21 protein-coding genes are annotated in these 21,511 nt (G+C 34.7%); 7 read left to right on the forward strand and 14 right to left on the reverse strand.

The genetic code is table 11. The annotated features are described in order from the left end of the window. Positions 1-6 precede the first annotated feature (6 nt). A complete protein-coding gene (locus H9636_RS08050; RefSeq protein ID WP_191707110.1) occupies positions 7-798 on the reverse strand; it encodes a formate/nitrite transporter family protein in 792 nt (263 codons plus the stop codon). Between the two features lie 620 nt (positions 799-1,418). Between H9636_RS08050 and H9636_RS08055 the strand changes: the two genes are divergently transcribed. After that, positions 1,419-2,189 carry a DUF2935 domain-containing protein gene (locus H9636_RS08055; protein WP_191707111.1) on the forward strand — a complete coding sequence of 257 codons (771 nt, stop codon included), beginning with the start codon at positions 1,419-1,421 and terminating at the stop codon, positions 2,187-2,189. Between the two features lie 80 nt (positions 2,190-2,269). On the opposite strand, the gene H9636_RS08060 is transcribed toward H9636_RS08055, so the two are convergent. Continuing rightward, positions 2,270-2,713, reverse strand: a complete 444-nt coding sequence (locus tag H9636_RS08060; protein WP_191707112.1) for a TlpA family protein disulfide reductase — start codon at positions 2,711-2,713, stop codon at positions 2,270-2,272. Between the two features lie 50 nt (positions 2,714-2,763). After that, the gene (locus H9636_RS08065) at positions 2,764-3,306 is read right to left on the reverse strand and encodes a peroxiredoxin (protein ID WP_191707113.1); all 543 of its coding nucleotides are present in this window, start codon (positions 3,304-3,306) and stop codon (positions 2,764-2,766) included. A 221-nt stretch (positions 3,307-3,527) separates the two neighbouring features. Between H9636_RS08065 and H9636_RS08070 the strand changes: the two genes are divergently transcribed. From H9636_RS08070 to H9636_RS08095, 6 genes are all read left to right on the forward strand, one after another. Further along, positions 3,528-4,070 carry a helix-turn-helix domain-containing protein gene (locus H9636_RS08070; protein WP_191707114.1) on the forward strand — a complete coding sequence of 181 codons (543 nt, stop codon included), beginning with the start codon at positions 3,528-3,530 and terminating at the stop codon, positions 4,068-4,070. An 11-nt stretch (positions 4,071-4,081) separates the two neighbouring features. Further along, positions 4,082-5,182, forward strand: coding sequence for an ABC transporter ATP-binding protein (locus H9636_RS08075; RefSeq protein ID WP_191707115.1), 1,101 nt, complete (start codon positions 4,082-4,084; stop codon positions 5,180-5,182). After that, the gene (locus tag H9636_RS08080; RefSeq protein ID WP_191707116.1) at positions 5,175-5,978 is read left to right on the forward strand and encodes an ABC transporter permease; all 804 of its coding nucleotides are present in this window, start codon (positions 5,175-5,177) and stop codon (positions 5,976-5,978) included. The genes H9636_RS08075 and H9636_RS08080 overlap by 8 nt, the downstream gene beginning before the upstream one ends. Further along, positions 5,978-6,781: an ABC transporter permease gene (locus H9636_RS08085; RefSeq protein ID WP_191707117.1), complete on the forward strand. Its 804-nt coding sequence runs from the start codon at positions 5,978-5,980 to the stop codon at positions 6,779-6,781. The genes H9636_RS08080 and H9636_RS08085 overlap by 1 nt, the downstream gene beginning before the upstream one ends. Further along, entirely contained in the window at positions 6,778-7,854 is a 1,077-nt protein-coding gene (locus H9636_RS08090) for an ABC transporter substrate-binding protein (RefSeq protein WP_191707118.1), read from the forward strand. The genes H9636_RS08085 and H9636_RS08090 overlap by 4 nt, the downstream gene beginning before the upstream one ends. 172 nt (positions 7,855-8,026) lie before the next feature. Then, positions 8,027-9,223: an MFS transporter gene (locus H9636_RS08095; protein WP_191707119.1), complete on the forward strand. Its 1,197-nt coding sequence runs from the start codon at positions 8,027-8,029 to the stop codon at positions 9,221-9,223. 81 nt (positions 9,224-9,304) lie between these two features. On the opposite strand, the gene H9636_RS08100 is transcribed toward H9636_RS08095, so the two are convergent. From H9636_RS08100 to H9636_RS08150, 11 genes are all read right to left on the reverse strand, one after another. Further along, positions 9,305-10,423 (reverse strand): N-acetyldiaminopimelate deacetylase, encoded by a 1,119-nt coding sequence (locus H9636_RS08100; protein WP_191707120.1) that lies wholly within the window; start codon positions 10,421-10,423, stop codon positions 9,305-9,307. A gap of 12 nt (positions 10,424-10,435) precedes the next feature. Continuing rightward, entirely contained in the window at positions 10,436-11,152 is a 717-nt protein-coding gene (dapD, locus tag H9636_RS08105; protein WP_191707121.1) for a 2,3,4,5-tetrahydropyridine-2,6-dicarboxylate N-acetyltransferase, read from the reverse strand. Positions 11,153-11,267: 115 nt separating this feature from the next. Further along, a complete protein-coding gene (locus H9636_RS08110; RefSeq protein WP_225230145.1) occupies positions 11,268-12,158 on the reverse strand; it encodes a LysR family transcriptional regulator in 891 nt (296 codons plus the stop codon). A gap of 84 nt (positions 12,159-12,242) precedes the next feature. After that, positions 12,243-12,683 (reverse strand): cyclic-di-AMP-binding protein CbpB, encoded by a 441-nt coding sequence (cbpB, locus tag H9636_RS08115; RefSeq protein ID WP_191707123.1) that lies wholly within the window; start codon positions 12,681-12,683, stop codon positions 12,243-12,245. Positions 12,684-12,824: 141 nt separating this feature from the next. Next, the gene (locus H9636_RS08120; RefSeq protein ID WP_191707124.1) at positions 12,825-13,064 is read right to left on the reverse strand and encodes a short-chain dehydrogenase; all 240 of its coding nucleotides are present in this window, start codon (positions 13,062-13,064) and stop codon (positions 12,825-12,827) included. 146 nt (positions 13,065-13,210) lie between these two features. Next, positions 13,211-13,978, reverse strand: coding sequence for a 2,4-dienoyl-CoA reductase (gene fadH / locus H9636_RS08125; protein WP_191707125.1), 768 nt, complete (start codon positions 13,976-13,978; stop codon positions 13,211-13,213). A 164-nt stretch (positions 13,979-14,142) separates the two neighbouring features. Next, positions 14,143-16,278 (reverse strand): RNA degradosome polyphosphate kinase, encoded by a 2,136-nt coding sequence (locus H9636_RS08130; protein ID WP_263604147.1) that lies wholly within the window; start codon positions 16,276-16,278, stop codon positions 14,143-14,145. Positions 16,279-16,301: 23 nt separating this feature from the next. After that, the gene (locus tag H9636_RS08135) at positions 16,302-17,843 is read right to left on the reverse strand and encodes a Ppx/GppA family phosphatase (RefSeq protein ID WP_191707126.1); all 1,542 of its coding nucleotides are present in this window, start codon (positions 17,841-17,843) and stop codon (positions 16,302-16,304) included. Between the two features lie 285 nt (positions 17,844-18,128). Next, the gene (locus H9636_RS08140; protein WP_191707127.1) at positions 18,129-19,031 is read right to left on the reverse strand and encodes a chemotaxis protein; all 903 of its coding nucleotides are present in this window, start codon (positions 19,029-19,031) and stop codon (positions 18,129-18,131) included. Between the two features lie 99 nt (positions 19,032-19,130). Then, on the reverse strand, positions 19,131-20,456 hold the full coding sequence (locus H9636_RS08145; protein ID WP_191707128.1) for an MFS transporter: 1,326 nt from the start codon (positions 20,454-20,456) through the stop codon (positions 19,131-19,133). A gap of 49 nt (positions 20,457-20,505) precedes the next feature. After that, complete coding sequence (locus tag H9636_RS08150; protein WP_191707129.1) at positions 20,506-21,390, reverse strand: NAD(P)-dependent oxidoreductase; 885 nt, start codon at positions 21,388-21,390, stop codon at positions 20,506-20,508. Positions 21,391-21,511: the final 121 nt, after the last annotated feature.

Below are 21,511 nucleotides of genomic sequence, written 5' to 3' on the forward strand. Positions count from 1 at the left end.
TATAGTCTAACGAGGTTTCCGTACTTGATTTGCTTGTTTCTGATAAACATAATAATAAAGCAACCCAACAAAAACAGCTCCACCAACTACATTTCCAAGGAAAGTTGGAATGATGTTTCCAATAAAATCAGCCCAAGTCATCTGTCCTGCAAAAATTGCAGCCGGTATCACAAACATATTCGCAACAACGTGTTGGAAGCCAATCGCCACAAACGCCATAATCGGGAACCAAATACCAGCAATTTTACCAATAAAATCATCCGCTCCATAAGCTAGCCAAATCGCTAGACATACAAGCCAGTTACAACCGATTGCCGATACAAACGTTTCTAAAAACGTGTGGTCTACTTTTGACTGTGCAATCGCAACCGTTTTATCCAAATATGGACCTGTTTCCGTTAAACCGACTACATGTCCAAAGAAGTATGCTACGAAAAGTGCTCCAACAAGATTTGTTAAAGTGACCCAAACCCAATTATGAACGAGACAACCTAGCGTAATTTTCTTTGCATAATATGCCATGGATACAGACATTAAATTTCCTGTAATCAATTCTGCTCCAGCGAGGACAATTAGAATTAGTCCAACGGGGAATACGGCTCCCCCGATTAAATTCGAAAGGCTTCCCCATTCTGCAGGTAAATCACCAATGACTCGAATATCCAGTAAATAACCTAATGAAATAAATGCTCCCCCTAAAAACCCAAGCAACATTAGATGGGAGAAAGGAAGTTTAGTCTTCGTCACCCCTGCTTCTATCGTAATCTCTGCAATTTTTTGTGGTTTATGAAATGCCATCACTATTCCTCCTATTTGTAATGAAAAAAGGCAGCACCTTAAAAACCTTTTCTTCAAAAGGTTTTTGAGATGCTGCCTAACGCCTTTGCACTCGGTACAAAGAAATCAACCATCATAATTTTTACTTATATAGAATTCATATAAAAGCAAATAAGCAGGTCTTACCTATTTACCATTTTATGTTTTCAATATGTTTGTGTTGGAAACGTTTTTCATTTTAACGTATAACAGCACGAACTGCAACATTTTTTTATTTTATTAGGATTTAAATGATTTAAAATTGACCGTCACCATAAATGTGAAGACTAGTGGATTCAACTATGTTGTGAACTAAGGATATACACTTACTTCTAATACCATCATGAAGAAATCACTCACAATCGAAGTTTAACTGTTATGGAGCTTTCTTATACACTTTCGAAATATAACAAGTAATTTAAATAAACATTCCACTTTGAAATCATGTATCTGAAAAAAATTCTAACTATAATTATTCCTTATGAAGTATTCCCTATAGATTACCCGCCTTATAAATTTTATTTATAAAGAGCAGCTATTTTTAATAAACTGATGCTTCTTTGAATACTTTAAGATGAAGTGAGAAAAGGAGTGTGTTTAGCTTGTCCGATTACGTAAAGAGCGCAGTTTTTGAACATCGATTTTGGTTACAAGTATTAGGAGATCACGCTCGATTTATTCATGATTCACTTTATCCTTCAGAAAAAGATGATATCGCAAAGGCAGCCTATTTTATTCAACTATTCGATCAGCTTTTAGCCCAAGTAAAAATGTTGAATGAATCAAATATGCAACCATTTATAAACAAAGTAGAAGAGGCTGCAAACCAACTTAGAACCTATAAACTTTCAATTATTAAACGACATATTACAAGTAATATGAAAATTCATCTTACCCCTACTTTTATCAATCATATGGTCAATGAATTAGAAGAATATTTATTAATAATGAGTTTCTTAAAACAAGGGAAAGCCCCACCGATTTTCCATCAGTTACATCATCATTTACTGTGGTTAGTAGATGCATCAGGACACGCAGGAGCAATTAATGATCGCCTTGATGGTGTAGAAAAAAGATTAAAAGAAAAAAGCCACGCCTTCACAAAGCATTTCGAGCAATTTTATTTAAAAGCGATAGAGTTGACAGGTTACTTACGGACAAATGTAGATAAATTTCCTGCGCTATCAAAATTTAACCATGATGTTGAAGTTGAAATCGGGTTATTTAAAACATTTTTAAATGAATTGGAAGAAATGGAGTTAAACGCTGAAGTACTAGGTGTTTTTTCTGTTTCAATGGCAGACCATATGGCTAGAGAAGAACAATATTACTTATTGAAACTTGCACAGTCTAAAGCAAATGAAAAAGTGTAGCTGAAAGTTACTGCCCTCTAAAAGTTAGGCAAAAACTCACTTTAGGGGGCAGTAATCCAAGCTACACATTTTTATCCAAATTAAGTTTCTGCAAGTATTTTGTTTATTCTTTTCTCGAGCATTTTCATACCGCTACCACCTGATTGATAATGTCTTAGTAAACCGTATTTATCAAAGACGTAATATGCTGGAACATATTCATTTTCAAAGGCATCACTTAACTTTAGGGAATTATCAATAAAAACTGGATGGGATATTTTATATTTTTTTGTTACTTTCTTAATTTTATCCACTTCAGTATCTTCATTGGATCTAGGCATATGCACTGCAATTACATTTAATTCATTTCTATAGCGGTCTCTTAATTGGATGACTTCAGGCATGATCTCTTTACATAAGTGGCAGCTAACCGACCAAAAATGAATTAAGGTTGGCTTTCTCCCTATTAACTCTTGTTTTGTCACTGTGCCATTTAACCACTTTGTTTCTCCCTTTAGTTCAGGCATTGGTGAGCGTAATTTCATAAACATCCTCCTTGAAAGAAATTAAGTAGAACTCCCCCCTTTCGAAATGACTAGAGCGTTTCATCCCCAGGTCGCCAGTTTGCTGGACATAACCCGCCAGTTTGAAGTGCTTGAAGAACCCTCAATACTTCATCTATATCCCGACCGATATTATCATGATGAATGACTTGATACTGAAGCTCCCCTTCCGGACTTATAATAAATAATCCTCTTAATGCAACCCCTTGCTCCTCTATTAAAACTCCATATTTTTTTGCAACTTGATGATTATGATCTGCTGCAAGGGGATAATTTAACTGGCCAAGTCCGTTTTTCGTTCGGTCAGTGTTAATCCACGCTAAATGGGTGTATACCGTATCAGTTGATACACCGATTACTTCCGTCTCTAAATCTTCAAATAAATCATATTGATCTGAGATAGCTGTAATTTCAGTTGGACAGACGAATGTAAAGTCCATCGGATAAAAAAATAATACCGTCCATTTCTCCTGCTGTATATTTTCTTTTAAGGACACTTTACCAAAGGTTTTATCAGGCATTACAGCATCCATTTCAAAAAGAGGAGCTTGTTTTCCTACTTTTAGTTCCGTCATTTCCTTCCCTCCAAAATCAACCATTTCATTTCAAATTTTTTCTCCATATAAATAACAACATATTCATCTAATTGGGGAAATTTCCAATTTTAATAAATATTCTATTGATTTTTTACTCGAATTTTGTATAATTGTATCGTTAATAATAAACAAAAAGTTTTGTTATAGTAAACTTTCATATTTGAAGTTTATGTATACTAAACAATCCGAGGAGTTATAACATGCAAATTGGTGCGAAAATTAAAGCATTACGACTTAAAAAAGGCCTTACACAAGAAGAGTTAGGTGAACGCACAGATTTAACAAAAGGATATATTTCTCAACTGGAACGAGATTTAAATTCGCCATCAATTGAAACGTTATTTTCGATATTAGAAGTTTTAGGAACGACGCCAAGGGATTTCTTTGACGATTCTTTACAGGAGCAAAAGGTTGTTTATAACAAAGACGATCAAACTTCCTATATTGATGAAGAGAAAAATTATAAAATACAATGGCTTATCCCTACTTCAAATGAAAAAGAAATGGAACCTGTTATTTTAACTCTTCAAAAAGATGGTGAATATAAACAGTTTGAACCTTCCTTAGCTGAAACTTTTATTTATGTTCTTAAAGGCCGGATTCGACTCGTCATTGGAGAAGAAGAATATATCGCTAGTGAAGGTAACGCTATTTATTATGAAGCATCCTCAAATCATCAAATTTTCAACGCTAACAACGGCAAAACAGAATTGTTATTAGTAGCGACAGAATCTTATTTATAGGAGGTAGGAACATGAGTGATACAATTATTCGATTTGAAAATGTCTCAAAATCGTATGATGACGGCACTGTTGTTTTAAAAAACATCGATTTAGAGCTGGAAAGAGGGAAATTTTACACATTATTAGGTCCATCAGGTTGTGGTAAAACAACGATTTTACGTATCATTGCCGGATTTACGGATCCTTCAGAGGGAAATATTTATTTTAACGATCAAAAAATAAATCATGTTCCAGCAAACGAACGACAAGTAAATACAGTTTTTCAAGATTACGCCCTCTTCCCCCATTTAAATGTTTTTGAAAATGTTGCCTTTGGGTTACGTATAAAAAAACTGAAAGAAAAAGAAATTCAAGAGCGGGTATTGGAAGCTTTAAAGTTTGTTAATTTAAGCGGTTATGGAAATCGTGAAATTTCCGAAATGTCCGGTGGTCAACGCCAAAGGGTTGCGATTGCAAGAGCGATTGTAAACGATCCACAAGTAATTTTATTAGATGAACCATTATCTGCCCTCGATTTAAAATTACGTTCAGAAATGCAATATGAATTGCGAGAATTACAACAACGATTAGGAAAAACGTTTGTCTTTGTAACACATGACCAAGAAGAGGCATTGGCGATGTCCGACGAAATTTTTGTCCTTCATGATGGCGAGATTCAACAATCAGGAACACCCGTTGATATTTATGATGAACCAATTAATCGCTTTGTTGCGGACTTTATTGGTGAATCTAATATCGTAGACGGTGTCATGATTGAAGACTTTAAAGTTCAATTTACAGGTAAAACCTTCGATTGTGTAGATAAAGGTATGAAACCAAACGAAAAAGTAGATATCGTTATCCGACCAGAAGATTTAGAAATGACAGCAGTTGATAAAGGTAAATTAGTTGTAACCGTCGATACCCAACTGTTCCGTGGTGTTCATTATGAACTATCAACGTATGACCAAGATGGGAACGAATGGTTAGTACACTCTCTTAAAAAGGCTGAAGTAGGTGAACAAATAGGTCTGGACTTTTCTCCAGAGGCAATTCATGTCATGCGATTAAATGAAACAGAAGAAGAATTTGATCGACGTTTAGAATCATATGGGGAAGAAGAAAATGTTTAATAAAGTTTCAAAAGGGTCACTATTCCCCTATGCTTTTTGGATTGCTCTATTCGTTATCGCACCTATCGCCTTAATCGTCTATTATTCTATGCTCGATTTAAACGGGCATTTTACATTGAATAATTATAAAGCCTTTTTTACTCCGGTTTATTTAAAAATGACGCTAACTAGCTTTTGGTATGCCTTTTTAATTACGTTCTTTACATTAATCATTGCGTATCCAACAGCATATTTGTTAACAAAAACGAAACATAAACATTTATGGTTAATGTTAATCATCATTCCTTCTTGGATTAACTTATTATTAAAAACATATGCCTTTATTGGGATATTTGGGCTTTACGGACCTATTAATGCTTTTATAAAAACATTCGGTCTTGAACAACAACAAATTTTATTTACGGATTTCAGTTTTATTTTCGTGTCGGTTTATATATTTATTCCTTTTATGATAATCCCGATTTTTAACTCATTGAATAAATTGAACCCGACTTTAGTTTATGCTGCCCGTGATTTAGGGGCATCAAGTTTTACCACATTCCGTCGGATTATTTTCCCGTTAACAATTGATGGGGTGAAATCAGGAATACAAGTCACATTCATTCCAGCATTATCTTTATTTATGATTACACGATTAATTGCTGGAAACCAAGTAATTACTTTAGGTACAGCAATTGAACAACAATTCCTCGTTTCTCAAAACTGGGGGATGGGTTCGACAATCGCCGTCTTCCTAATTATATTAATGGTTATTATTATGCTATTCACAGGGCAGAAGAAGGGAGGTCGCGCATAATGAAAAAACTATCAACCGTTTCAAAAGTATACTTAGTTCTAGTCTTTATCATTTTATACGCGCCGATCTTTTATTTAATCTTTTATTCCTTTAATAGTGGTGGTTCAATGAATCATTTTGAATCTTTCACCCTTGAACATTATAAAGCAATTTTTGATGATTCTAGATTAATCGTCATTTTAATGAATACCGTCATTGTCGCGCTATTATCAGGGTTGATTGCCACAATTATTGGAACGTTAGGCGCGATTGGAATTGTTTCGATTAAAGACCATAAAATGCGTAATACACTTCTTTCATTAAATAATGTCCTAATTGTTAGCCCAGACGTTGTGATTGGTGCAAGTTTCTTAATACTCTTTACAATCATTGGCATCAAATTAGGTTTTGCATCTGTTTTAATATCCCATGTAGCATTTAGCATTCCCATTGTCGTGTTAATGGTTTTACCAAAACTTTTAGAAATGAATACTTCGTTAATTGATGCGGCAAAGGATTTAGGTGCTACAAAACGGGATGTTTTAACTAGAATTATCCTCCCATATATTCAACCCGGAATATTCGCAGGATTCTTCTTAGCTTTAACCTATTCATTAGATGATTTTGCTGTTACATTTTTCGTTACTGGTAATGGATTTTCCACTTTATCTGTTGAAATTTACTCCATGGCAAGGGCAGGTATTTCGCTTACAATAAACGCAATATCCGGACTTGTATTCTTCATAACGGTATTAGTTGTCATTGGCTATTACTTCGTGACGAATCGAACTAAAAATAATACCTCAGAGGGGGTACATCGATGAAATCATTAATACAAGCAACTTTTGCTATCGTAATCGTCTGTGTCCTTCTGATTTTCGCAATTAATAAAATAGAATCTTCAAGTTCTTCTAAAACTACGGATACAATTACAGTTTACAATTGGGGAGAATATATCGATCCAGATGTCATCGATCAATTTACCGAAGAAACAGGCATCAATGTTATTTATGAAACATTCGATTCGAATGAAGCGATGATGACTAAGGTTCAACAAGGTGGTTCGGCGTACGATGTAGCAGTACCATCAGAATATATGGTTGAAAAGATGATTGAAGAGGATTTACTTTTACCGATCGATCATTCCAAATTACCTAATTTAAAAAATATTGATCCATATTTTTTAAATTTAGCCTTCGATCCGAAAAATGAATATTCCATCCCATACTTTTGGGGTACTGTTGGAATTGTATATAATCCAAATTTAGTTGCGGATCATTTAACTTTTACAACGTGGGAAGATTTATGGGATCCTTCATTAAAAGACAAAGTATTTTTAGTCGATGGTGCACGTGAAGTAATTGGAATGGGATTGAACTCCATTGGGGAATCATTAAATGCTAAAGACGATACGTTGCTACGTCAAGCAACTGATAAATTAATTACTTTATCACCAAATGTAAAGGCGATTATCGGAGATGAAATTACACCTTTAATGATAAATAATGAAGCTGCCGTTGCCCTAACTTGGTCTGGTCAAGCTGCAGATATGATGTGGGAAAATGAAGAGCTTGATTTCGCTGTTCCGGAAGAAGGGTCCAATCTATGGTTCGATAATTTTGTTATTCCTAAAACAGCAGCCAATGTGGAAGGTGCCCATGCATTTATTAACTTTATGTTAGATGCGGAAGTTTCTGCTCAAAATAATGATTATGTCGGATATTCCACACCTAATAAGGCGGCAATGGAATTAATGGATCCTGAAGTGATTGAAGATGAACGCTTCTATCCAAATGAAGCATTAAGGAATAAATTAGAAGTTTACAAAAATTTAGGCTTAGAATGGTTAGGAAAATATAATGAATACTTTTTAGAGTTTAAAATGAGCATCCGATAATAGATTCCTCCTATTTTTTTATCATCGCAGGATACATGTAGAAATATGTCAATATATCTAATTTGTTTCAGTCTTTAGTCCACTACTTATTTGTAGTTAATAGATATACAATATGATAAGCTATGAAACATGAATATATAGAGCGGATACAAGTAAGAAAGGGTGGACAGAAATGACACAGAAAAAGAAAAAAATTGTCTTACTCATTTTAATGGCGAATATGTTTATTACGATGGGAGGTATTGGGATATTAATTCCCGTATTGCCTTCCTACCTTGAAATTTTTGGCGTTGGCGGGCAAGTACTAGGATTTTTAATTGCTTCCTTTGCCTTCGCCCAATTTTTATTATCTCCTGTAGCAGGTGATCTGTCAGATCGCTACGGTAGAAAAATTTTCATTATCGGGGGACTGTTTGTTTACGGGGTTTCCCAAATTTTATTTGGATTAGCTACCCATGTGTGGATACTATTTATCGCACGTTTTTTAAGTGGTGTTGGCGCTGCCTTCATTATGCCACCCATTATGGCCTATGTTGCCGATATTACGACTGTTGAGGAACGAGGAAAAGGGATGGGAATGATTGGTGCCGCGATTTCCCTTGGATTTATGATAGGACCGGGTTTAGGTGGATTTTTAGCAAATGTCGATTTACACTTCCCCTTCTTCTTAGCAGGAATTATCGCATTAATTGCTTCCCTCTTCTCAATTATCGTGTTACCGAATGTTCCACCACAAATGAAGGAAACAAAAGAAGTGAAACGGGAAAATATTATTAACCAATTAGTTCGTTCGGTTAAAACACCTTATTTTATTTTATTAATTGTCGTATTTACCTTTAGCTTTGGTATTTCAAATTTCCAATCAACATTATCGATGTTTTTAACTCATAAATTTAATTATTCTCCAACTGATATTGCTATTGTCATTACTGTTGGAGGATTTGCTGGCGTCATTCTTCAAATGTTTATTATCGATAATTTATTCAAACGTTTTGGCGAAATGAAAGTGATTTATGTTAACTTAATTGCTGCTGCCATTTCAATGGTCTTAATGATTTACATTAGCGGATTCTTTGTCATTTTATTCGTTACGACCCTTTTCCAAATAGCAACAGTATTTATACGACCAGCTGTTAATACATTAATCTCTAAGTTTGCAGGTGCAGACCAAGGATTTGCTGCAGGTATGAATAATGCTTATATGAGTTTAGGAAATATGGTTGGACCTGCCTTAGCAGGTGTGTTACTCGAATGGAATATGGCTTCTCCATTTATATTAGGAACCGTTATATTGTTAGGCTGCTTCGTACTAGCATATAGTTGGACGCTGAAAAAAGCGCCCCATTTATTGAGTAGCCCAACTCAATAATTCAAAACGATACAATAATCATAAAAAAAGTTATCCTTTTCACCATGGAAATACATAGAAAAGGATAACTCTTTTTTATTGCTATAAAGATCTTATAAACTGTTCAACAAATTGGGCATTGAAGGATAGTAATTGTTCATCTGGACTAATTTTTGCGTGATGTAATCCATACTCGCAATTTGCCCCGGCCCAAAACATAGCACCTGGAATGTCCTTTAAGAAATAACCGAAATCTTCACCTGTCATGGCAGCCGGACAATGATAAGAAGATGCCCCTTCAAATTGATCAGCAAATTGTAATAAGCGTTTTGCGCATTCAGGATGATTATTCACTTCATAATACATCGAACCATAGTCTATTGAAACTTCACAGTCAAAGGAAGCTTCAATCCCTGTACAAATTGCCTCTATACGTCGCTTCACCTCTGCCATTGCTTCTGCATTCAACGTACGAATGGTGCCTTCCAATCGTGCATTTTCTGCAATAATATTTTGCACTGTTCCGGAAGTCATTTTACCAATCGTAACGACTGCACTATCCATTGGATCGACATTACGACTTACAATCGTCTGTAATTGTAAAATTAAATTGGCAGCAGCAACGGTCATATCCTTTGTTTTATGGGGATAAGCAGCATGTCCACCTTTCCCTTTTAAATCGATAAAAAGTTCAGATGTATTCGCAAACAATAATCCCGGACGAGTTGCCACAGTACCAACTGGATATTCAGGAGCAATATGTAATGCATAAATTTCATCTGGTAAAAGGTCTGGTCGTTCCGTTTTTAACCATTCTAGCATCGGTTTAGCACCACCTGGCCCTTCTTCAGCCGGTTGGAAATATACGACGACATTGTGTTCCGGTTGATTGCTAGCAAGTGCTTGAACTAATCCAAGTGTGATTGTCATATGGCAATCGTGGCCGCACGCATGCATATTACCTTCATGGACAGAGGAGTATGGTAAACCTGTTTCTTCAACGATTGGTAAACCATCAATATCAGATCGCCAACCGATTGTTTTCGTTGGATTACTTCCCTCAATTTTCACCACAATTCCTGTCTTCCAAGTAGTCACTGTTAAAAAATTTTGGGGAAATTCGCTAAGCTTCTCAAGCAAATATTTTTGCGTTTTAAATTCTTTAAATCCGAGTTCTGGAATTTGATGCAATTCCCTACGGATTTGGACAAGTGTATCCATTATGACACCTTCTTAAATGTTTCTTAATGCATCAATAATTTCAGTTTTTGATTTTGTTTTTTCATCTAGTTGTTTTAATACTCGTGCTGGAACTCCACCTACTACTGTATAAGGCTCCACATCGCTAATAACAATTGCACCTGCTGCTACCACAGCGCCTTTCCCTACACGTACCCCTTCTAATACAACCGCATTCGCACCGATAACAACATCATCTTCAATAATAACTGGCGTTGCGGATGGTGGTTCAATCACACCTGCTAAAACTGTTCCCGCACCAATGTGACAGTTTTTCCCTACAGTTGCACGTCCACCTAAAACAGCACCCATATCAATCATCGTTTTTTCACCGATTTCTGCCCCGATATTAATAATAGCACCCATCATAATAACGGCATTGTCACCAATTGTTACTTGATCACGGATAATCGCACCTGGCTCAATACGAGCATTTTGATATTTTAAATCTAGTAAAGGTACACCCGAATTACGGCGATCGTTTTCAACGACATAATCAGCGATTTTATCACCATGTTCTTTTAAAGCATTTTCAATCTCGTTCCATTCACCAAAAACGACTGCACTATTTTCTTCACCGAATACTTTAGAATTTTCACCATATGATAAATCGGCAACACCTTCACCTTTAACGTAAACTTTTACAGGTGTTACCTTTTTAGAATCCGAAATAAATTGAATAATTTCTTGCGCGTTTAATTTTTTTGTCATTAACTTAAACTCCTATCTATGTAATTTCCATTGACATAAATTGATTGTACTAAATTTTCAATCAAATAGCACGTATAAAAATTCATTGAACTTTATAAAGGTACGATTTTATACATTATTTCGTATAATCATAAAGGCAGCTAGCATGTTCTTTGACGACATCTACAAAAGCTTCTACTTGTCTTAATTTAAATGAAGAGTCGTATCCAATAAGCCATGTATCTCTCGTTAAACCTGTATCTTTTTCATTATTCGTTAATGGAATTTTATTCACCTTTTCTTCTCCATTTAACGTAATAGACGGTAGGATGGCATATCCAATACCATTCATGGCCATTTGTTTACAAGTTTCAATTTGATCCACAATAATTTGACGTTTCGGATTTGATGAAAAGTGTCTTTGCCACCAAAGTTGAATTTCTTGATAGTAATTGGAATCACTTTTAAATTGAATAAATGGACGTTCTGTTGTTAAAATGTCCTCAATTTTTTCAATTTCCTTATCAACTAAGTACATCATATCTCTAAATAGATGAACTCTTTTTCCTTTCCACTCCGCTTGCCCGCGCACAATTCCGACATGTGCTTCTCCTTCATAAAGCGCCTTTACAATTTCTGAACTCCATCCGGTAATAAGGGAAATTTTTGCATCAGGATATTGGGTTACAAAATCTTTCAATACTTTTGGAAGCCAGTTTTGACCAACAATGGAAGCACAAGCAATTTTCAATGTACCGTGGACTTTAGAGTTTAACCCTTGTATCGTATCGAATACTTCATCCCTTCGAACAATCGATTCAATCGCATATTGGATAACTAATTCCCCTGCAGGTGTTGGCGTTAACCCTTTTTGTGAACGAATGAAAAGCTGTGCCCCCCAGTCTTTCTCAATAGATTGTAATCGTTGAGAGAGGGCAGGTTGCGTAAGAAAAAGTCTTTCTGCTGCTTTTCTCATATTTTTTTCTTCAGCTAAAATTTTAATAATTTCTGCTTCTGTTGTTGTCAATGGAAACTCCCCCAATGTTAAACGAATATAAAAAATGACAAAATCCATTTTAATGGATTTTGTCGCTACCTTTTTTTTACTTTATTAATCTACTTGATAAATATATTTTTTTAATTGTTTTAAAATGACACGACGAGTTAAAATTCCAGCAAAGGTACCTTCCTCATCTACGACACATAAAAATGCATGATTGATCACTAAATCTAAAGCTTTTTGAAATGTATCTGTGATTTTTAAAAAAGTAACGTTGTTATCCATTACATCATCAACTTTAATATTTGTAAGTTTTTCATATTCAATTCGTTCTAATCCTAAAATTGATTCTGTTATCATTTTCATGCTTAATAAACCTTGTAAACGATATTTAATATCTAATACAGGTACAGATGAATAACCTGTTTTCGTTAAAACGAGTAAAGCGTGTTCAGCACTATTCCCAATTTGTACATGTGCAACTTTTTCGGATGAAATAATAAAGTCACTAATTGGTGTATCTAATAATTCTCTTGTATTTGTTGAAATCATACCTTCTACTCCTTTTTCTGTAAGTCAACTTTCAGAACAGGGATACTACATACTATATAATATCACAATTTGTTCACAATTGACCATGATATGCAGCAAGTAATTTGGAGTAGAAGGATGTTATTCCTAAAACTTCACATACTAATATCCATAAATCGACCAGTAATAGAAGATCATAATTCCAGCAAATAAACCAAAAATTAAATACATAATTATAATCGGGTTCATTGCTACTGGATGCTCTTTGACCATCTTATTGATTGGTGTATCTGTAGCTGATGCACGTTGTCTCGATTTTTTCATAACGCCCGCCGTTAAATAATAGGATACTGCGATGATTAATACAACTGTAATGATCATCGGAATTGTCCACATGCCCATACATTACACCTCCTAATGTTTAGTATTGAAAGTGTACTTAGTATGAGTCGACGGTGCTTTGTTTTATTCTTTTAGAAAAAAGAAGTTCTTTAATTCATTTTTTCAAAGGAAATCTATCTAGTTTTGATTCACTTTACTAATTACTACTAAAAAGGATATTGGTTTAACCACTGTCCTCCGTCTAAAGTGACACATTCACCATTCATATAAGAAGCTTTCTCGGACATAATAAATGTAGCTAATTCTGCTATTTCTTCTGGCGTCCCCAGTCTCTTTAATGGAACAGAATGAACCGTTCGTTTTGCTTGCTCTTCCGATTCCCAAAGTTTCCCTGCTCCACCTGTTCTCTCAATTGGCCCTGGTGCAATGGCATTGACACGAATTCCATATTTATGTCCCCATTCAACTGCAAGGGAGCGTGTTAATGATAAAACACCTGCTTTTGCAGCTGCTGAATGAATAACTCCTGCACCAGCCCCCCAAGCATAAGTAGCAACCATATTTAAAATTTTCCCTTTAATTCCTTGTTCAATCCAATACTTGCCTACTTCGGATGTACAGTAAAAAGTACCGTTTAATACAATATCTATTACCGCTTTCCAACCATTTGGCGATAAATTTTCAGCAGCTACGATAAAGTTTCCTGCTGCATTATTGACTAAACCATCAATTTTTCCAAAGCGTTCGATTGCAAATTGAACCATTCCTTTTACATGCTCAATTTGTCGAACATCCATTTGGAATGTCTCTATCGTTGAACCATAGGATAAAATTTCTTTTTTTGCGTTTTCCAGACGTTCTAAATCCCGTCCAGTTATCACAACATTAGCCCCTTCTTGCACAAATTGTTTTGCCATAGCTAGTCCCATTCCACTAGAACCACCTGTAATAATATAAGTCTCTTTATTTAACATACACACATCCCCCATTCCCAAAATGAATAACCATTCACTTCCAATTTTACTATAAAGATAGTCGAATGTCATTCAATTATCAGAATATATAGAAAAACATTTTCTCTCAATACAAAAAAACCAACAAATTTTTACAGATAAAATTTGTTGGTTTGTTCAATTTATTAATCTTCTACAATAACAGAACTCATTGCCTCTAACAAAAAGTGTTCTTGCGAATTGAGCTTGGCACGATTATTACTAATTTCTTTATAATGATATTCGCCATTTGCATCTTGAATCCGTGCCTTTTCAGTATCCGCCATTTGTGTTATAAAAATTTCCATTACACGTTGTTTAATATCTTCAGAATATATCGGGAATAAAATTTCTACCCTTTTCACCATATTGCGTGTCATCATATCAGCAGAAGATAAGAAAACTTTATTTTCCCCGTTATGATGGAACCAAAAAATTCTAGAATGTTCTAAAAATCGTCCGACAATACTCGTTACATTTATATTTTCGCTAATACCTGGGATACCCGGCCGTAAACAACATATTCCTCTTATAATAAGCTCTATCTTTACCCCTTTAATCGATGCTTCATACATTTTCATGATTAGCTCTTTATCTGTTAATGAATTCATTTTAGCACGGATAAAACCATTCCCATGCTCTTGATGCATCCGTATTTCTTCGTCGATTAATCGAATAAATTCATCGCGGATGTCAAAAGGAGCTACAACTAAATGATGATATTTTGGCTTTTCTGTATAGCCACTTAAATAATTGAAAAAGTTTGTTGCATCAATTCCGAACTCTTTATCAGTCGTTATAATGCCCATATCTGTATAGATTTTGGCAGTAGCGTCATTATAATTTCCTGTTCCTAAATGGACGAAGCGCTCAATTTTCCCATGTTTTCTCCTAACAACAAGGGTAATTTTCGAATGGGTTTTTAAATTGTTTACCCCGTAAATAACAAGACATCCAGCTTGCTCAAGCTCTTTAGCCCAATGTACATTGTTTTCCTCATCAAATCGGGCCTTTAATTCTACTAGAACGGTCACTTGTTTACCATTTTCTGCTGCTTGCTTTAATGCTGTTATAATAGGAGAATTACCGCTTACTCGGTACAAAGTTTGTTTAATTGCTAATACTGTTGGATCGACAGCTGCATCCGTTATAAACTCCACAATTGGTTCAAAGGATTCATAAGGGTGATGGAAGAATATATCTTGCGTTAACGCTTTTTCAAATATATCTTCATCAGAATTCAAATCCTTCGGTCGTTGTGGAATAAAGCTTTCATATTCCAAATGTTCAAGACTAAAAGATATTTTTTTCACAAAACTGAATAAAAAAGTTAAATCTAATGGTCCGTCTATTTTAAATACATCCGATTCTTCAATTTCAAACTCTTCTAATAAATAGTCGAGCACTTCATCACTCATCTCGCCGTCCCGTACTTCCAAACGGCTACCGACGCCCCACTTTCTTTTTTTCAACTCTTTTTCTATTTCAACGAGTAAATCTTGTGCCCCCTCTTCATGAATAGTTAAATCGGCATTTCTCGTTAAACGGAAAGCTTGGGCTGATTTCACTTTATATCCATAAAACAATTGATCAATATGACTTGTAATGACGTCTTCTAACAGCACAAATACCTTTTCATCATTTTCACTTGGTACCTCGATAAAGCGATCTAATACCGAAGGTACTTGAACGATCGCAACTTTTTCGTTATCATCACTAATACCATTTTCCTCCAACATGACAAGCAAGTTTAACGTTCTTCCAAGTAAGGTTGGGAACGGTCGATACGCATCTACTGCAACTGGAGTTAAAACCGGAAAAATCGTTTCTTCAAATAGCTCGTTTACATATTGTTTTTGTTTTTCATTTAATAATTTAAAATCGGAAATATATACCCCTTCTTGAGGTAATAAATCGTAAATTAAATGACGGAGTACTTCCATTTGCCTCTTTACGAGCGCTTGTGTTCTTTTCGCAATTTTCGTTAGCTGTTCTTTTGGAGTAAGACCGGATTTGTTTTCAGGTTTATGAAAACCTGCCCTTACTTGATCTTGTAAACCTGCTACACGAACCATAAAAAATTCATCTAAATTGGAGCTAAAAATAGCTAAAAATTTTAACCGTTCAAGTAATGGGTTTTGTATATCTTCTGCTTCTTCTAAAACACGTTCATTAAACGCTAACCAGCTTAACTCACGGTTATTATAATAATGTGGCTTTGCTATCTCTTCTAACATCCGCTCATAGGAAGTGGCCTCTTCCACATCTGTTCCGCGAGGCATCTCCAATTGGAAATCTTTCGTCATCACATTTCACCCTTTTTATAAAAATGAATTTTCACCGGTTTCTTGAAAACACGTTCAATATGCTTTTTTTGTCGGTCAGACTGATATACTTCCGTCATCGGATCACGATTTACCAATATTAATACATGAATGGTATCATCCACTTTTTTCAATTCAATTGATTGAACAATATTCCGTTTTGTTACATTTAAAGAATAAATAAATTTTAAAATGGCACCATAGTCTTTTAATACTTTCATTTCCTCTTTAGTTAACCAAGAGGAAAATGGTGATGCAAATCTTCTAAAATAATCTTTATTTTTATATGAAGCCATTAATGCAAGTTTAACTCGATCAAGATGATTCAAGCCTGCAATTGATTGGTTAGCTAGTAAATAAAACGTATGCTGATTGGATGAATCTTGCTCAATATAATCGCCAATGGCATAAACTGGAGCTGCTTTTTTTATTAATTGTAAATGATAATCATTAAAAGTTAATAAATTTAACCGACAACTTTCCTTATAAAATTGTTCTGTTATCAGTTGTAGAAATCGACACTCCTCTTCAGAACGACCATACCGATAGATAAGCCTTTTCGCATTATGTTCATATACTTGATATTTATCATAAGCTGATGGGTCATCTTGAAGTACTCGATTAATCATAATGCCTTCCCGCAAACCTTTTTTACTTATTTGAAAGGATGGTGCATTGACAACGAACAATAAAACTTGGAAAACTTCCAACGCAACTCCAATAATATCTGCACGATCAGAAGATAATCCATCCAATTGTTTTAATTGTTCAAAACTCATTCTTTCAATATAGTTAACAAGACTCGTTAATTCAGCGCGTTTTAATTCATATTGATGTACCCCCGAAATAGGGTAATTAATGAGTTGTTGATGAATTTGGGCAACATTTCGAGCACTACCACCAATTCCAATGACAGGTAAATCTATCTGTTGAATCCAATTTAATTGTTGGAACTGATCCATTACAAATTGACGTAACAATTTTTTTTCTTCTATATTCATGATGTCGCCTGAAACGAATTTTTGTTTTAATGAAACAGTTCCAAAGGGAAAACTAAATGCTTTTATTATTTTCTTATTTTCAAATAATGTAATTTCTGTTGAACCGCCACCAATATCGATTGTGACAGCTGAAGGGGTGTCCATTGTATGGGCAACGGCTAAAAAGCCAAAATAAGCTTCCTCTTCCTCTGTAAGTAATTCAATTTTCAGAGCTGTTTCTTTTTCTATATAACGAATAATCATTTGATTGTTTTTTGCTTGGCGGATGGCTGCAGTTGCTGTTATTTTAATGTCCATAACGTCGAAATCACTCATAATTTCTTTAAATGTTTTCAACGTATTTACTAATAATTGAATTCCTTGCTCAGACATATCACCATTCGGCTGAATATATGTACGTAATCTAGCAACTGTTTTAAAATTTCCTAGTTCTCGTAAGCCTTCTAAATGGTTATATTCATAAACAACTAGACGTATCGTATTTGATCCAATATCGATAATCGCTGTTTTTAATCTATCCATAGGTATCACATCTCTTTCAACATTAATCAATTTTACCTCTCTTTTCAGAATGGTTGAATTAGTCAGACTTTAAACGGTGAAAAACACCATTTCGTCTATTTTAATTTATATTAATTCGTCTACTAACTTGTAAAATGACCAATATTAGAGAAGTAGACTATTACTAATTTTCATTAGTTTACCATAACCAAGAAAAGGAGATTAAAAAGATAACGGCCGGAAACTTATTTAAAGTATCCGACCGCGGAAAGGAAATATATAATTTAAGGATACCTATTCTAGCCTTTATAGAATTAGTTCATCTACTTTTAAGATAAGCTCTGCTATCTCCGGTTTACTAATTTGCTCGTCAGCTCCAACTGCTTCGCCTTTATGACGAAGATCATTTGTAATTAAACTTGAGAAAATGATCACAGGCAATTTCCCCAGTTCCGAATGGGATTTTATTTTTTTAGTAAAATGATGACCATCCATTTGAGGCATTTCAATATCTGTAATAACTAATTGGACATGTTCCTCAATGGCACGATTTGTTTCAGTTAACGTTTCTAAATAGTCATATGCATCTTGGCCATTTTCGAAAAACTCTAAATTTACATAACCTGCTTCATTCATCGTATCATGTAATAGTTTTCTTAATAGCGGTGAATCTTCCGCAATGATAATTTTTTTCTCTGAACGATCACGCTTACCAAGCTTTCTTACAGAATTTACATTGATACCAGATTCCGGATTGATATCCACCATTATCTTTTCAAAATCTAATAATAGAATCATCGAATCATTTTGCTTAATAACCCCTATTACTTGTGACGAACCTCCTTGATACATATCGGAAGGTTTCTCAATAGCATTCCAGGATATACGATGAATTTGTGTAACATTATCCACATGGAAAACAACCTTTTGCTTATTAAATTCTGCAACAATATATTTTTGTTGAGAACTATAAGAAGCATTGGAAATCCCTAGAACTTTTAACATATCTACAACAGGTAAAACTTCACCTCGTAATTGTATAATTCCTTCAACATGTGGATGGGCATGTGGAATAAACGTAACTGGAATAGGCTGAATAATTTCTTTAACTTTTATAACGTTTATACAAAATTTATTGCTCGCCACTTCAAATTCAACTATTTCTAGTTCATTAGTACCACTTTCTAATAAAATCCCTTTTTGTTCCAAAATATTTTGCCCCTTTCCCTACTACGATATAACTATTAAATCGTAATGGTAAAAACCATCTATTTATAAATAGATTGTATCATAGGGAAGCCTTTTCTCCTACTCTTGATTTTGATTTTTAGGACTTACATACAAATGAATATAGAGACCGATAATTGTTAAGATTAGTAAAGAACCTAAGGCTACTCTACTAGCTAAAGTCCCATAGTCCTTTAGAAGTAATGTCACCGTACCATAAAGTGCAGGTCCGATAATTGAAGAAACCTTTCCTGAAAATGCAAATAACCCGAAAAATTGGCCCCGTTTATCTTCTGGTGACATCTCAATAATAAGCGTTCTAGATGTCACCCACATTGAACCAAGAGATACTCCAAACATACTTCCTGCAACCCAAAACATCCACTGTGCCGTTGCAAAGACCGCTAAAAGAAGTGCAAGGGACATAATCACAGCAACAATGGTTATAGCACGTTTTGCCCCGATTGACTTTGTTATATAACCAAATACAAAGGAGCCAATAATTGTTGAAACGGTACTCACTAAATAGAGAATAATAAATTGGCCTGAAGTAAAACCGACAATTGCCGTTGCATATATCGCCATCATCGCAATGGTTGTCGCAATTGCATCGTTTAAGAAAAAGTACGTAATCATAAATGTAAAGATTGATTTATACTTTTTCATTTCTTTAAACGTTTGATAGATTTCCTTATACCCTTCAATAAACTTAATCTTCTTCCTTTTTTCTTTTGGTATTGGCTTATCTTTTATAAAGATAAATAAAGGTAAAGAAAAAAGAAGATACATAATTGCTGTAGGAATAAAGGAACGGTGGAAATCGCCATCGTTTACTAATAAATAAACGAACAACCCAAAAATCGTTCCTAAATAGCCGATTGCTACACCAAATCCAGAAATAAGGGGCATCTCTTCTTTAGTTCCAAGATCCGCCATCATCGAATCATAAAATACTAAACTTGAATTAAAGAAAAATTTTGCTATAACGAAACTTATTACTACAAAAAATAGACTTAGTGGAATACCCGTAGAACTAATGCCAAAATTAATACTCGCCAAAATCCCCATCATAAAAGTAAAGAAGATGGAAATGGACGCAAACCAAGCAATAAATCTTTTTTTATAGCCCGTTTGATCAATCCACACTCCAAAAAGGGGTGAAAACACAACTAAAAAAAAGCTTGCTACTGCATTCGCATATGATATAAAAGTACTTGCAACTTGTTGTCTCACTTCATCTGTCCCTAATACTTCATCCATGTAAAACGGAAAAAAAATTGTATTGATATTTGATGAAAAGATTGTATTAGCGAAATCATAGAAAGCCCAAGATAATATAGGTAGAGATAAATATAAGGCAATAGGACCTCTTGGTTTAGCGCTGTTATTATGATACGTTTTCCCCAAAGCACTCGCTCCTAAATGTATTTTGATACCCACCAAAAAACATTAATTTTTAATCTTCCACATAATACTTGATTAATGCTTGAGTCCCCTTCTCACCATACCCTTTTTCTAGTAAAGTGTTATAAAGCTGTTTTGACAGTTTGACCCCCGGTAAATCTAAATCCATTCTTTCTGCTTCTTCAATAGCAATCTTCATATCCTTAATAAAATGTTTCACATAAAATCCTGGTTCTAAATCGCCTTTAATCATCCGTGGGCCTAAGTTACTTAAAGACCAAGATCCAGCGGCACCTGTAGAAATGGATTGGAGAACCTTCTCAATATCTAATCCAGCTTTTAAGGCATAGGCAATGGATTCGCAAACACCGATCATGTTTGTAGCAATTAATAATTGGTTACACATTTTCGTATGCTGTCCTGCACCAGGTCCTCCTTGATATACTATATTCGAACCAAATATTTGTAGAATCGGTAGCAACTCATCAAAGATTTCTTTATCTCCACCAACCATAATGGAAAGCGTTCCATTTTGTGCTCCAACGTCACCACCCGATACAGGAGCATCCATACTGAAAATTCCCTTTTCTTTCGCCATTGTATATAATTTCTTTGCTAATGTCGGTTCGGATGTCGTCATATCGACTACAATAGCGCCTTCTTTTGCTGCTTGTAATATTCCATCTTGCCCGCTATAAACTTCTTCCACATCAGAAGGGAAACCAACCATTGTAAAAATAATATCTTTCCCAGCTGCCGCTTCTTTTGGTGTAGACGCCCAATTTGCACCTAAATCAATTAAGTTGTTTGTTTTAGATTTTGTACGGGAGTATACTGTAACGTCAAAATTCGCTTTTAATAAATGTTTCACAATACTTGCTCCCATTACGCCTGTTCCGATAAATGCTATTTTTTTGTTATGTAACGTCATTTCCATTACTCCTTTTTCCGCTGAAATAAAGCAACAATATTTTCCACTTTAATGTAGTTTAGCAAATAAACAAACTTTTGTAGAGATATAGCATAAAGAATTAAGGGGATTTTTACAAAACAAAGAA

It is taken from the genome of Ureibacillus galli (assembly GCF_014836845.1).
In the GTDB taxonomy this organism is placed as follows: Bacteria; Bacillota; Bacilli; order Bacillales_A; family Planococcaceae; genus Ureibacillus; species Ureibacillus galli.

What these genes read in the sequence shown, in the direction of transcription:
- dapD (WP_191707121.1), bottom strand. Translation starts at nt 11,152, where the DNA reads ATGACAAAAAAATTAAACGCGCAAGAAATTATTCAATTTATTTCGGAT.
- H9636_RS08095 (WP_191707119.1), top strand. Translation starts at nt 8,027, where the DNA reads ATGACACAGAAAAAGAAAAAAATTGTCTTACTCATTTTAATGGCGAAT.
- H9636_RS08100 (WP_191707120.1), bottom strand. Translation starts at nt 10,423, where the DNA reads ATGGATACACTTGTCCAAATCCGTAGGGAATTGCATCAAATTCCAGAA.
- H9636_RS08120 (WP_191707124.1), bottom strand. Translation starts at nt 13,064, where the DNA reads ATGGGCATGTGGACAATTCCGATGATCATTACAGTTGTATTAATCATC.
- H9636_RS08080 (WP_191707116.1), top strand. Translation starts at nt 5,175, where the DNA reads ATGTTTAATAAAGTTTCAAAAGGGTCACTATTCCCCTATGCTTTTTGG.
- H9636_RS08130 (WP_263604147.1), bottom strand. Translation starts at nt 16,278, where the DNA reads ATGCCTCGCGGAACAGATGTGGAAGAGGCCACTTCCTATGAGCGGATG.
- H9636_RS08085 (WP_191707117.1), top strand. Translation starts at nt 5,978, where the DNA reads ATGAAAAAACTATCAACCGTTTCAAAAGTATACTTAGTTCTAGTCTTT.
- H9636_RS08090 (WP_191707118.1), top strand. Translation starts at nt 6,778, where the DNA reads ATGAAATCATTAATACAAGCAACTTTTGCTATCGTAATCGTCTGTGTC.
- fadH (WP_191707125.1), bottom strand. Translation starts at nt 13,978, where the DNA reads ATGTTAAATAAAGAGACTTATATTATTACAGGTGGTTCTAGTGGAATG.
- H9636_RS08050 (WP_191707110.1), bottom strand. Translation starts at nt 798, where the DNA reads ATGGCATTTCATAAACCACAAAAAATTGCAGAGATTACGATAGAAGCA.
- H9636_RS08150 (WP_191707129.1), bottom strand. Translation starts at nt 21,390, where the DNA reads ATGGAAATGACGTTACATAACAAAAAAATAGCATTTATCGGAACAGGC.
- H9636_RS08135 (WP_191707126.1), bottom strand. Translation starts at nt 17,843, where the DNA reads ATGGATAGATTAAAAACAGCGATTATCGATATTGGATCAAATACGATA.
- H9636_RS08070 (WP_191707114.1), top strand. Translation starts at nt 3,528, where the DNA reads ATGCAAATTGGTGCGAAAATTAAAGCATTACGACTTAAAAAAGGCCTT.
- H9636_RS08075 (WP_191707115.1), top strand. Translation starts at nt 4,082, where the DNA reads ATGAGTGATACAATTATTCGATTTGAAAATGTCTCAAAATCGTATGAT.
- H9636_RS08065 (WP_191707113.1), bottom strand. Translation starts at nt 3,306, where the DNA reads ATGACGGAACTAAAAGTAGGAAAACAAGCTCCTCTTTTTGAAATGGAT.
- cbpB (WP_191707123.1), bottom strand. Translation starts at nt 12,683, where the DNA reads ATGATTTCAACAAATACAAGAGAATTATTAGATACACCAATTAGTGAC.
- H9636_RS08060 (WP_191707112.1), bottom strand. Translation starts at nt 2,713, where the DNA reads ATGAAATTACGCTCACCAATGCCTGAACTAAAGGGAGAAACAAAGTGG.